The organism is Funiculus sociatus GB2-C1, assembly GCF_039962115.1.
Classification (GTDB): domain Bacteria; phylum Cyanobacteriota; class Cyanobacteriia; order Cyanobacteriales; family FACHB-T130; genus Funiculus; species Funiculus sociatus.
Window position 1 is genome coordinate 1 of sequence record NZ_JAMPKJ010000002.1, and the last position, 13008, is coordinate 13008.

Here is a 13008-nt window from a genome sequence, read left to right on the forward strand (position 1 = left end):
CCTGACTTAGCCAAAGCCATAGAGGAAGCATTTAATAAGCTCTCCTTGAAGGACATCCAAAATTGGTTTACACACTGCTGTTACTGTACCTCAGCAGACTAGGAAACGCTATATTCCCTATTCCCCATTCCCCATTCCCAAATTTCAATGTTGCGATCGCCTAATTATACTAAGCTGCCTTTTACAGAAACCTATAGCGACATTATTGATGTCCGCTCACAAAGCGAATTCACCGAAGATCGTATTATAGGTGCCATTAACCTGCCCGTCTTGAATGACGAAGAACGCGCCAAAGTAGGAACACTCTACAAACAATGTCCTTTCACCGCCCGGAAATTGGGAGCCGCCCTAGTCGCCCAGAACATCGCCCAGCACCTCACCACTTACTTTGCAGACAAAGAAAAAGACTACCATCCCCTCATCTACTGCTGGCGTGGCGGACAGCGTTCTAATAGTTTAGCGATGGTCGTGAGCCAAATAGGTTGGCAAGTCACCATCATCGAAGGTGGCTACAAAACCTACCGCGCCTATGTGCGCGAACAACTAGAACATCTACCAGAAAAATTTACCTACCGGGTGTTAGCGGGAATGACTGGGAGCGGCAAAACCCACATCCTGCGCCACTTGGAGGCCCTTGGCGTTCAAGTGCTGGATTTGGAAGGTTTGGCTAACCATCGCGGTTCCCTGCTGGGTGAAGAGTGGGAGAGTGGGAGAGGCGAAGACAAGGAAAAAAAAGCGTTGTCCCCCCAATCCCCAATCCCCAATCCCCAATCCCCAGCCCCCAGCCCCCAATCCCAGCCATCGCAAAAACACTTTGAATCGCTGCTGCTGCACGAATTGCAAAGCTTTGACCCCAACTTGCCAGTATGGGTGGAAGCGGAAAGTAACAAAATTGGGCGCGTTTATTTGCCCAAATCTTTGTGGCAACAGATGCAACAATCTAGTGGTGTGGAAATTGAGCTACCTTTAAATGCCAGAATTCAGTGGCTATTGCAGGAATATCCCCAATTGATTGCTCACCCAGAAGTTGTGAAGGGGAAACTAGAAAAGCTGAAATCGCGCTATGGAGGGGAAAAAATCAAGGAGTGGTACAGGCTCATTGATGCTCAGCAAGGGGAAAATTTGGTAGGAGACTTGTTAGTGTGTCACTACGACCCCAGTTATAACCATGCTATTCACCGCTGTTTCCCCAAAATAGAGCGGGTGCTTTCTCTGCCAGATTTGTCCGATGCTAGTGTTACCGCATTGCTGAAAGAGTTTTGAGGTTTGAATTTTGTGCAGTAACCAACCTAGGGCTTACGCACGTCAACACGCTGTAGGGGCATGGCAATGCCATGCCCCTACGACAGAATCAGGCCTTCACTAATTAACTGCGTAAGTCCTGCCAACCCCTTCAACTGATAGCCCAAATTCCAAAATACAGAAGCCCCAGCTGATGTTCTACTTTGTGACACCAGTGGAGCTGAGGAAGCACTTAGGAGGTATCTTGCTGTCTAAGTTATCCGAAGAAATTTCAATCAGTGCAGACTTTTAACAAGTTCTTAATTGTTAGTTAGCCATTGGTCAGAAAAAGTTAATTGTATAACCTCAGCTTCGCTCTTTTTTCAGTTCTCGGAGGGCGGAATCCGCTCTCTGAGAGTCTTCCTTGTGTCCCTGACGACGGAAGAGATCGCGGGCTTGCTCAAAGGCAGCGATCGCGTCTTGAATGCGATCGCGCTTTTTGAGTGCTGTTCCCAGATTATAGTAAGCTTGTGCATTCTGCGGCGAGATTTCAATCAGCCGCCGATAGGCGACAATCGCCATCAGAAAATCCTGCTGCTTCATCAAAACATCAGCCACTCCAGCCTGTGCTTCCACTAAATCTGGTTGCAAAGAAGCCGCTCGTTGATAAGCTTCTAAAGCACCATTGAGATTATTCTGTTCTTGTAAAAGTTTGCCAATTTGGAGATTTATTTGAGGATTGCGCGGTTCCATCTGCGCTATTCGTTGTAAGGCCGCAACTCCAGCCGCAGTGTTGCCTTGCTTCAAGTAAGCGCTTGCCAAACTTAACTGCAAGCTGGTATCGTTGGGAGCCAGCGCCACAGCTCGCTGGAGAGCCTGCACAGCTTCTTTGGAACGCCCTTGCTTCATCAGGGTGGAGCCAATAAACTTGTGTGCTTCCAGATTTTGCGGGTCGAGCGCGATCGCGCCTTGATAGGCTTGCATCGCCCGGTTATAATCTCCTAAACGCTGTAGCACTACTCCCAACCCCAGATAAGCATTGAGATTTTTACTGTCCAGCCCAGTAGCACGCGCGTAAGCAGCAGCAGCACCAGCATTGTCTCCTAACTGCCCTAGACTGTAGCCCAGTGCATATTGGAAATCAGCATTTTTAGGTTCGAGGGTGACAGCCTGTAGATAAGCGTTAGCTGCTTGGCTATAATTTCCCTGAAGCGCCTCTAAGTAGCCGATAGCAGAAAAAATCCGGGGATTGTTCTTATCCAGTTCGGCGGCTTGTTGATAAACTTTCAATGCTTTGGCGATCTCTCTTGCATCCACCAACTTACGCCCTTGGCGCAGCAGGTTATTCACCTGTTGGTTGCTTTTTACACGAAGTGAGTTCATCGCTTCAGAAGCGTGAACGACTGGGGGGTGTACAGTGGCGATTCCTGCCAACAACAAGGAACTGGCTGCTATGATGGTCTGTTTTTGCACGGTCAATCTTATCTTAAGTTTCTACTATTGCTCAGTGCTACGAATGCGATCGCATTGAACCCATAATGGCAAAATCTGGATCTCTGTCCCAAATTTACCAAAGAAGGTTTTTTGAGGACAGTAAATGATTGTAACAATAACTGATGTCATTCAAGCATCTGGGATTTTGTGCTGGTATTCGGGAGACAACAGCGCGATCGCACTCTTGGTTATTCGCTGTGTGTTTGAACCGGAACAGCTTTGACGCGATCGCTTGTCCTGGTAATTCGTCCTACGCCTCTTTTAAGAAGGGGAGCCGATGCCGTAATTGCAATTGATTTCAATCCCGCCGCACACAATCGTAGCGCTTACCCGCAACGGGATTTAGTCCCCTGCCCGGCTTAACATTTTACCCCATCCGGATACATTTATTAAAACTCCGGTAATTTGTTGCTCATTCCCGCCACAGGAAGTGCTGTAAAGCTCAGGCAATTTTATTATCTATAGTTAACAAATTTCCCACTCAATAAAAAAGTTATTTCTTAAGAGATATAGACATTTAATAACGCTTGTTTCTAGGGATAGATATAGCCTATAAAATTGTTATTTCTAACGATAGACCTAATACTTCTTCCGACTGGCAGATGCAGCAAATAAAATAACGCTTTAAATTAAACTCAACGGGTGAAGAGCAAGAATAAGTAACTTTAAAAGGGCAAGGGAGATAAATCAGTTATGTCATACGCAAATCGGGAAGATAGAGTTGCTGTCCAGGCTCCTGTAGGCAATCAAATTGTTGAGTACCATGACCGTGTAAGATGGGGCCCAATTATTGCGGGTATTGTCACAGCTTTGGCTACTCAACTGATTCTTAGCGGCATAGGAATTGCAATTGGTGCTACTAGCATTGCAGGTTCAGGCGCACCTAGAACTAATGCACCTGATGTTGGTCAAGCAGTGGGAATCTGGTCGATTATATCTTTATTCCTTTCATTGTTGATTGGTAGTTGGGTAGCAGCTCGTGCCAGCGGCCCGATGAACCGCAACACAGCTATGCTTAATGGAGCTATTCTTTGGGCTACTACTTTGGCATTAAGTTCATGGTTATTGGCTAGTGGAGTAACAGGTGCGTTCGGCATCCTGGGGTCAAACGCTGGAGAAATTGTTAATCAAGTACAACAACCAGGCGGAGTTGATATACCTAACAATGCACCTAATGTGAATGTAACTGCTCAGCAAGCTCGTAACATTGCTGGCAACACAGCTAAAGCAGGTTGGTCGTTTACAATTGGTTCTCTATTAGGTTTAGCAGCATCATTGATTGGTTCTTCTATTGGTGCGCGTACCCCTCGCACTTATACATAGGAATTTGAGTAAAAAATCAAATCCTTAAGCTTGTTTTTGGCACTTTTGAAAGCACTTTAAAAAAGTGCTTTTTTTTGTATATAATTTCCCGGTTAATTACCTGCAAAGCAACCTCTCCCTGCTCCAGGGAGAGGACATAAAATGTTTTTTTTATACTAATCGCCCTACCTAAAACTTTGAGCTTGTTTTCAGTTAGTTATCGCTGGCGGCTATAGCATCCCATTAGTTCGGCGGCGGCGAGAATATGACCATCCATTGCCGCTTCCAACTGGCTTTTAGTTACACCCGATGCCAAATCTAAAACGCGATTTAAAGCATAGAGTCTGAAAAAGTAGCGATGCGTACCGCTGGGAGGACAAGGGCCACCATAACCTAAATTACCAAAATCATTTTTTCCTTGAGAGCCGCCATATTTCACGTTGGCTTCAGTGGGGACAGCTTCGGGTAGTTGGAGAATTTCTGGTGGCAAATCGTAGAGAACCCAATGAACAAAAATTCCCCCTGGCGCATCAGGGTCATCAACAATTAAAGCAAGACTTTCAGTACCTGTTGGTGGGGTAGTCCAACTCAGAGGAGGAGAAATATCTGCGCCGTCGCAGGTGTATTTAGACGGTATTAAACCATCGGCAGAAAAAGCTGTACTTTTAAGTTTCATCGTCTCTACTGCGAGTTTTTGACGATTGGTAGGGGTAACTGGCGAAGATAGCTAAATTGGTAAAATTGCAACTCCCTGTTAGTCAACCCTGCTAATCCAAGTAGATTAGCGCTTTGTCGCTGAAAGATGCGTCGTCCTTTGGGATTAAGCACGCTTAATATTTTGCCGTTGTGCAAAGAACAATAATCGCACTCAGAGATTCTTCAGGGTACGGCTTTCGTCCCCCAACAGCTTTAGCTGGCTGTTTTCCCCAACCATAGCGCGATCGCGATCGCGCTATGTCCTGTTCGCACTCAAATTCTAATTCTCTATCTCTTTAGCCGCCTCCCGCAGAATCGGCTTACCCATTGCCTTCTCAATCCGATCTAAAAGTGCATTTTTTCTAGCTTGGAAGAAGGCATCAAAATTATCTGTGCGTAAACTAGCTGGATCTACAACGTGCGATCGCAAAATCTCATTCAGATTGTCTTCTAAGATGTCGGATTTCTTCTCAATATCGGTTAAGTAAATGCTTGGTGCTTTACCTCCAATCATCTTATTAGTTTTGGCTGAAAGTGGGGTTTTGTTGATCGCGCAGTCGTAGACCTCAGATGCAATGCCGTTTTTCTGGCACCAGTGTTTCGGAAAAATGTGATGGATATCAATAGATTCATTAAACTCCATCAGAGTGTCGATGGGATAACTTGTAAAGAAGTCGCAACCACCATCCCTCAACAACAAAGCAGATAAGCCTTTATAAGCAGCACTTCTGCGAGTATAGAGACTTAAAAGGCGGTCAGGAGCAAAGTTAGCATCTCTGATCGTGTCAGGTTCAGCACCACAACCATTAATCCAGTCCCGCACTTGTGGTACATCTTTTGCTAAACGACTTTCAATGGCACTATTGTAGAGTTCTCCAAAAACTCCACACCAATACCAATTAGCTAATTTTGCAATTGCTCCCGCGCCAATAGTGCGATCGCCAAGTGCTGCAAAAATAGCTGCAAGGGCTGTAAGCTGAGTTTGATAAGGCAGATCGCGATCGCTAAATATCTTTTGCGTGTGGAGGAATTTTGCCGCTTGCTCAAACCCTAGAGTAACTAAATCAGCCCATTCCTTGTATTGCTCCAAAGTCAGGCTTAGAATATCCTTGCGCTTACAGCTTACTGAGGATTTTTCAAGAGTAGCAAGTAACGTCACCGCCTGTAAAAAATCAGTGTTTTCAATATCTCTTAGTACCTGATGGATCTTCAGTGCCTTCTCTCGTGTTGCCCAATCTTCTCGGAGGTTGAACATATCGGCTGCAAAAGTTGCTGTGACTAGCTCAAAAACGGTAAGAGATACACCACCTGTATTCATTTTTTCAAAAACTTGACATACTGCCTCTCTAGGCGTTTCCTTGTGTAGCAAAATAACTGGTACATCGTAATGCTCAAACTGCTTCACAATGTCATTATTAAATTTATTGAAAAGCTTGAATTTTTCCTTTTGGTAGTCCCAGTATTCGTTATAACTTGCCATCCAATCGGAGGAGTAAAAAATTTGCGAAATCGGGAACATTTCATTCTGGTACTCTTTTTCAGAAGTTGAGTAATCCGCCACAATTTCTTTACGAAAATTGCGGATGCTCTTGTCCTCTGGAACGCTAACAATAGCTTCCTCACGGTCAATATTTGGGTCGAGCGCTTTGGCAATATCAATGTAATACCATCGGTAAATTACTTTACCCCGTGTATCTTTTGTCTTGACTGGTTTTCCTGATAGCAATGTCTGAAAAAGCGAGGTCAAGCGCTGCTGTCCATCTAGAATTAGTTCCCTTGGTTCTGTCGGATTATCGAGTGTCACTCCTTCAATTGGGCGAGGTTGGAATCGCACATCAGGATTACCTGTTTCGAGCATCATCACTGCTCCAATTGGGTAAGAAAGTGAAATGCTGGCTAACAAGCTGCATACCTGGTCATCGTTCCAAACCCAGCTACGCTGAAAGTCTGGCAGTTGAGCTTTTCCTTCTTTAGTGCTTCGTAACATGTCAAGTAATGGGATACTCTTGCTATCAAAGTTCTTAACTGGTGGCATATCGTTTCTAGTAGTGATTGCAGCAGAGCTAATCAGAAAGCTCTATTTAAAGTATTCCCAAGAGGAAGCTCCAGCTAACAGTGACAAAAAGTTAACAAAGCACTCAGATAGAGGTTGATCGATTGGCATTAGCGAAGCGTGCGATCGCTACAATTAAAACACTAAGCTCCAAGCTTTAAACGCAGCAGTATGGTACAACAACTACCAAACGATACCGCAGCAGCTATCATCTACCCCGATAGGAGAATATTTCGCAACTGGATGATAGGCAATAATCGCAGCACAGATTGTTCGGGACACAGTGATTTGCTTTGATCCATGTAGAGATGGATGCGATCGCATTCACCTCTAAGTGCTAACATACCCCAACCACTTCAGGGGCGTGTTTCCACAACCATAGTGCGAGACGCGATCGCATTGGCACAATCAAAATATAGAAAAGACAACTGACTCAGCACAACGCATGACCACAACAGCAGTCAATCTCTATCTAGAAGGTAACTTTGCGCCAGTACGGGAAGAAATAGCAGCAGATAACCTGAAAGTAATCGGCGAACTACCCCCCGATTTATCCGGGATGTTCGTGCGAAATGGCCCAAATCCGCAGTTTCCACCTATCGGTAGCTATCACTGGTTTGATGGGGATGGGATGTTGCACGGAGTGCGAATCAACAACGCTAAAGCTGAATATCGCAACCGTTACATCCGGACGCGGGGATTTAATATTGAACGCGAGGCTGGTAAGGCGATTTGGACGGGGATGATGGAACCGTCGCGAGGCAACAATCCCTACAATTTTCCTAAAAATACTGCTAACACCGCTCTAGTGTGGCATGATGGGCGACTGCTGGCGCTTTGGGAAGGCGGTGAACCTCACGTTATTAAGGTTCCCAGCTTAGAGACATCAGGTGCTTACACTTACGATGGCAAACTGGCTTCTGCCTTCACCGCCCATCCCAAAGTAGATGCCGAAACTGGCGAAATGATGTTCTTTGGCTACTCCTTTGCTCCACCATACCTGAAATACAGCGTCGTTTCAGCAGGTGGTAAGTTATTGCGAACAGTTCCCATCGACTTGCCGATGGGAGTGATGATGCACGATTTTGCCATCACCGAACACTACACGATTTTTATGGATCTGCCGCTAACCTTCAGCCCACAACGGATGCAGCAGGGTAAACCAGGGTTGATGTTTGAGCGCGATCGCCCTAGTCGTTTCGGTATTGTCCCCCGTCATGGCGATAATAGCAACATCCGCTGGTTTGAAAGTCCTCCCTGCTACGTCTTCCATACCCTCAACGCTTACGAGGAAGAGGATGAAGTCGTGCTTGTCGCTTGTCGCATGAGTTCCACCACTGTCTTAACGACTGATATGACACCCGGTGAAAATGAGGGAGACGCTGGTCGTTTGTACCAATGGCGCTTTAACCTTAGCACGGGTACGGTAAAAGAGGAAATGCTGGATGATGCGCCATCAGATTTTCCCCGTCTGAACGAACAGCTTATGGGACGACCGATGCAATACGGTTATACCGGAAAGATAGCAAATAATCCCATGCCTCTGTTTGAAGGTGTTATCAAGTATGACTTCAGCAGTGGTAAGTCCGAAACTCACAAATTCGGACGCGGACGCTATGGCGGTGAGGCGGTATTTGTTCCCCGTCCTAATGCTACTGCTGAAGATGACGGTTGGCTTGTCACCTTCGTTCACGATCGGGAAGCAGACACTTCTGAACTGGTAGTCGTGAATGCCCAAGATGTGACATCTCAACCAGTGGCGCGGGTTCTCATTCCTCAGCGCGTCCCTTACGGCTTCCACGGTGCATGGATTTCTGAAGAACAGTTGGCTAGTTAGCGTAAGTTAGTCCCCAGAATGTGAAACCCAACAAAACATAGGCATTTGTTGGGTTTTTCCACGTAGGACATGGCATTGCCATGTCCTACCATGTTATTTGCGTCATAGATGGAGCGACCAGCAAAGGCAACAGTAAATCGCTCCTACCGCAACGCGACTCAGAAGCCGAGGGTAAGAAATAGACTGTGCGTTGACAGGCTGATGACTCGGTTAGCACATCTGTAGTTTATTCACAAATGAGAACATTTGGCATATATCTTTCGCCAATAATGATAAGATTTCTCATTAGCGGAGATAGGAGGCTGCCTTGGCCTTCAGAACATTGAGGCTGTACCAGAGCGGTAGACATCGGGCAATATAGCAATTCTCGTTTGGATGCAGTACATGACCTCTCCCCAACCCCTCCCCTGCAAGGGGAGGGGCTAATTTTCCCTTGCCTATTCCAGGGAGGGAGCTGAATCATTAGGTCTGTATTGGATTCAACATATGTATGGTCAATAAAGTGAAAAGACATCAAGAGGGAAGTTGCGAAAATAATCAGGTAAAACCAGTTGTTAAGACACAATCAAATTTCCAAGAAATGAAACTCTGTTGTCTATACATTATTAATTTGTCGAAAAGGTGATGTTTAAATCTCTTTTAAAGTGGGGTTTTCTAAGAAGTCGTTGGCGTTTTCTTGATGGGTTTTTCAAGGGTGGTATAGGCTATAAAGTCAGGGGTTTGAAAGGGAAATCATTCCGACTTCTACCGTTGATATTTGGGTTCATGCTGGTTTTACTTGTGGGGAGTCAAAGTAATAGCTCATCGCCTTCCTCAACTGAAATACTCTGGGACACGTACGGCGTACCGCATATTTACGGCAAGGATGCGAAAAGTGCATTTCAGTCCTTTGGTTGGGCGCAGATGCAAAGTCATGGCAACCTGATTTTACGCCTCTACGGTCAGGCACGCGGACAGGGTGCAGAATACTGGGGAAAAGAGTACCTAGAATCAGATCGATGGGTACAAACAATGGGGATTCCTGAGCGTGCCAGCAAGTGGTATGAAGCGCAAAATCCAGCTTTTCGGAGTTATTTAGATGCCTTTGCTGCTGGGATAAATGCCTATGCTTTGAAACATCCTGAGCTGATTGATGATGAAGTTGAGATGGTGCTGCCAGTTCGACCAGTCGATATAATTGCTCACGAGCAGCGCGTGATGAATTTCACATTTATTGTGAATCCAAAGAGTGTAAAAGAAACTAGCGATCGCATTAACCCCATCGGTTCTAATGGTTGGGCGATCGCACCAGCACGTTCTGCAAGCGGGAACGCGATGCTACTGGCAAACCCGCACCTCCCTTGGTCAGATTTATTTGTTTGGTATGAAGCCCAGATTACCGCGCCTGGAATTGATGCTTATGGGGCGACACTTGTCGGACTTCCGGTATTAGCGATCGCATTCAACAACAACCTGGGATGGACTCACACAGTAAACACCCATGATGGATGGGATGCTTACGAATTGCAGCTCAAAGACGACGGCTACCTCTTTGATGGCAAGGTTCAAGCCTTTGAGACAGAAAAGAAAATATTGAAGGTGAAACAGGATAATGGCACACTGCGCTCCATACCACTTGTAGTGCAACGTTCGATACACGGGCCTGTTGTAGAGCAAAAGGATGGAAAAGCCCTAGCGTTGCGGGTTGTGGGACTTGAACAACCGGGTGCATTAGAGCAGTGGTGGGATATGGCGCGTGCAACCAAGCTGTCTGAGTTTGAGACTGCCCTAAAGCGCTTGCAAATTCCGATGTTCACGGTAATGTATGCAGACCGCCAGGGACACATCATGCACCTGTTCAACGGTCAAGTGCCAATCCGCTCTCAGGGAGACTTTAAATACTGGGAAGGCATAATCCCTGGTGACACATCTACAACCTTGTGGACAAAAGCTCACCCTTATACCGATTTACCGCGAGTAGTTGACCCGCCTAGCGGCTGGTTACAAAATGCAAACGATCCACCCTGGACAACGACTTTCCCAGCGGCGCTAAATCCAGCAGATTTCCCGCCCTATATGGCACCGCAGTTTATGTCTTTCCGAGCGCAACGTTCCGCGAGGATGTTGGATGAGGATAAAAAGATTTCTTTCGAGGAAATGATTAAGTACAAACACTCAACGCGCATGGAACTGGCAGATCGTCTTCTGGATGACCTGATTCCCGCTGCACGGAAGCATGGGGATGAATTAGCGCGTCGAGCCGCCGATGTACTGGAGGCTTGGGACGCATCAGCAAATGCAGATAGCCGGGGTGCCGTACTCTTTTCCTTCTGGGCTGAAGAGATGGACTTCGACAGCGCATTTAGCACCCCTTGGAACCAGAATTCCCCACGCACCACGCCAGACGGTTTGGCAGATCCTCCTCGCGCAGCTAAGGCGCTTTCTACCGCTGCGGCGAAGGTGGAGGCGGCTTATAAGGCGCTTGATGTACCTTGGGGTGATGTCTTCCGGCTGCGGTCTAATAATGTGGATCTTGCTGCCAATGGTGGGCCGGGAAGTCTTGGGATTTTCCGCGTTCTCAATTTTGCTCCGGCGTCAGATGAGCGATTTTTAGCTTTCGATGGCGATTCCTATGTTGCTGCAATCGAGTTTTCTAACCCAGTAAGAGCGATGGCACTTACAAGCTACGGTAATGCAACCCAGCCGGGTTCGCCGCATCTGGGCGAGCAGTTGCAGATGTTCGCTCGAAAACAGTTGCGTCCGGTTTGGCGATCGCGTCAGGATATCGTGGCCCATCTGGAAAAGCGCGAAGTGTTCTAAGTGGCTACTCCCTGACGGCTACAAGATTATTTATTTTGTAGCCGTCAGGGAGTAATTAATGGAAGCGATCGCGTTTTTATGAAATCTTAGCTGGATCTGGTAAAAATCCCCCTTCTCGCAGTTCCTTGACACTATCTTTAACAGCCTGAATTATGTAAGCAATATCTTCATCTGTATGTGCTGTAGATAAGTACCCACCTCCTCCCAACAGAAGTATCCCCCTGTCAAGCAGGTGATAGCGTAACAAATCCATACTTGTTGAGGCAGCAGGATTTTCAGCAGCTACAGAATTTCTTGAAGAAGCGGAGCCGAAAAGCGAACCAAAGTTCACCATTCGGACAGGTACTTTATCTTCTTCAAAATAAGTATTTAATGCTTCGATAAATTGGGATGTACGTTGATTCAACTGCTGTTGAAGGGCAGGCCCCTGAGTTTTTAAATACTTAAGAACGGCCCGTGCCGCAGCCATAGCTAATGGATGCTTGCAGAAGGTGCCTGCAAAAAATGTTGTCTTCGCTTGGGGGTAAGATAAATCGCCATAATTCCACATACCACCATCAATTGCATCCATGTAGACAGCTTTTCCAGCAATAATTCCAATTGGCATACCGCCACCGACAATTTTCCCATAAGTGGCTATGTCTGCTTCAATGCCAAACCATGCCTGTACGCCACCCGGATGAATGCGAAAACCAGTTACCATTTCATCAAATATTAATACCATCCCTGATTCTTTTGTGAGTTCTCTCAGTTCCATGAGAAACGTTTTAGGCTGGAAGTCAGGGCGGCTAGTTTGCACAGGTACAACTAGAACAGCTGCTATTTCTTCTTGATGAGCTTTTATTACTTCAAGTGATTCAGGATTTCCATATTCTAAAACCAAAACATCTTCCACCATATTTGGTGGTATTCCCGGAGCAAGGGGTAATGCCTGTAAATTCCCGTTTTCTGTTTGAGCTTTAACTAATGTGCCATCAAAATGACCGTGATAAGAACCTGAAAAAATTACAATTTTGTGGCGATTTCTTACTGCTCTTGCCAAGCGGATTGCTGTCATCACAGCTTCTGTGCCTGTATTACTAAATGCTACCCGCTCCATCCCCGTTAGTTCACAGATTAACTCAGCTACTTCACCAGCAAACTCTGATTGTGGGCCTAGTTGTATGCCTTTATCAAGTTGCTCTTGCAGTGCTTCTTTAATAAAAGGAGGATTATGACCAAAGAGATTTACGCCAAATCCCATCATTAAGTCTATATATTCGTTGCCATCGACATCCCAAGTTTTAGAGCCTTGAGAACGCTTGGCTACAATCGGATAAACCATTTCTTTAAAAAGATTATGGAATCCTGTATAAATTTTACTATCAGCCAGGGTTGGGCGATAAGTTTGCGCCATCTGTTTTGATGTTTTTGTGCGCTGGTTGTAGCGAGTTATAAAGGCTTGTAAATATTTCTGTTGTAAATTTGTTTCTTGAGAGATCATCAAACTTATCTCCTTTTTTGTTTTATTTTAGGGTTAGGGTAAGCGTTGTTAGTCTTGCCAAGGGGTTAAGTGAAATCTGATAATTTTCTTCGCGTGTTCGGGATTTTAAACCGCGAAGGTGCA

Annotated in this window: 10 protein-coding genes; 5 read left to right on the top strand and 5 right to left on the bottom strand. The window is 45.9% G+C overall.

The genetic code is table 11. From position 1 onward, the window contains the following. Positions 1 to 147: 147 nt before the first annotated feature. Positions 148 to 1263 (top strand): tRNA 2-selenouridine(34) synthase MnmH, encoded by a 1116-nt coding sequence (gene mnmH / locus NDI42_RS01400; RefSeq protein WP_190455724.1) that lies wholly within the window; start codon positions 148 to 150, stop codon positions 1261 to 1263. A gap of 324 nt (positions 1264 to 1587) precedes the next feature. Here the strand turns inward: mnmH and NDI42_RS01405 are convergent, their stop codons facing one another. Further along, positions 1588 to 2694, bottom strand: a complete 1107-nt coding sequence (locus NDI42_RS01405) for a tetratricopeptide repeat protein (RefSeq protein WP_190455727.1) — start codon at positions 2692 to 2694, stop codon at positions 1588 to 1590. Positions 2695 to 2934: 240 nt separating this feature from the next. On the opposite strand from NDI42_RS01405, the gene NDI42_RS01410 reads away from it, so the two are divergent. Continuing rightward, positions 2935 to 3078, top strand: coding sequence for a hypothetical protein (locus tag NDI42_RS01410; RefSeq protein ID WP_348231356.1), 144 nt, complete (start codon positions 2935 to 2937; stop codon positions 3076 to 3078). 330 nt (positions 3079 to 3408) lie between these two features. Further along, a complete protein-coding gene (locus NDI42_RS01415) occupies positions 3409 to 4038 on the top strand; it encodes a hypothetical protein (RefSeq protein ID WP_190455730.1) in 630 nt (209 codons plus the stop codon). Positions 4039 to 4234: 196 nt separating this feature from the next. Here NDI42_RS01415 and NDI42_RS01420 read toward each other — a convergent pair whose 3' ends face one another. From NDI42_RS01420 to NDI42_RS01430, 3 genes are all read right to left on the bottom strand, one after another. Then, entirely contained in the window at positions 4235 to 4693 is a 459-nt protein-coding gene (locus NDI42_RS01420) for a YbhB/YbcL family Raf kinase inhibitor-like protein (RefSeq protein WP_190455732.1), read from the bottom strand. 300 nt (positions 4694 to 4993) lie between these two features. Beyond that, positions 4994 to 6748 carry a GmrSD restriction endonuclease domain-containing protein gene (locus NDI42_RS01425; protein WP_190455735.1) on the bottom strand — a complete coding sequence of 585 codons (1755 nt, stop codon included), beginning with the start codon at positions 6746 to 6748 and terminating at the stop codon, positions 4994 to 4996. A gap of 230 nt (positions 6749 to 6978) precedes the next feature. After that, complete coding sequence (locus tag NDI42_RS01430) at positions 6979 to 7110, bottom strand: hypothetical protein (protein WP_277876839.1); 132 nt, start codon at positions 7108 to 7110, stop codon at positions 6979 to 6981. A 101-nt stretch (positions 7111 to 7211) separates the two neighbouring features. On the opposite strand from NDI42_RS01430, the gene NDI42_RS01435 reads away from it, so the two are divergent. Both NDI42_RS01435 and NDI42_RS01440 read left to right on the top strand, forming a co-directional pair. Continuing rightward, the gene (locus NDI42_RS01435) at positions 7212 to 8603 is read left to right on the top strand and encodes a carotenoid oxygenase family protein (protein ID WP_190455737.1); all 1392 of its coding nucleotides are present in this window, start codon (positions 7212 to 7214) and stop codon (positions 8601 to 8603) included. Between the two features lie 765 nt (positions 8604 to 9368). Then, positions 9369 to 11402: an acylase gene (locus NDI42_RS01440; protein ID WP_242017660.1), complete on the top strand. Its 2034-nt coding sequence runs from the start codon at positions 9369 to 9371 to the stop codon at positions 11400 to 11402. A gap of 76 nt (positions 11403 to 11478) precedes the next feature. Here the strand turns inward: NDI42_RS01440 and NDI42_RS01445 are convergent, their stop codons facing one another. Next, positions 11479 to 12885 carry an aspartate aminotransferase family protein gene (locus tag NDI42_RS01445; protein WP_190455742.1) on the bottom strand — a complete coding sequence of 469 codons (1407 nt, stop codon included), beginning with the start codon at positions 12883 to 12885 and terminating at the stop codon, positions 11479 to 11481. Positions 12886 to 13008: the final 123 nt, after the last annotated feature.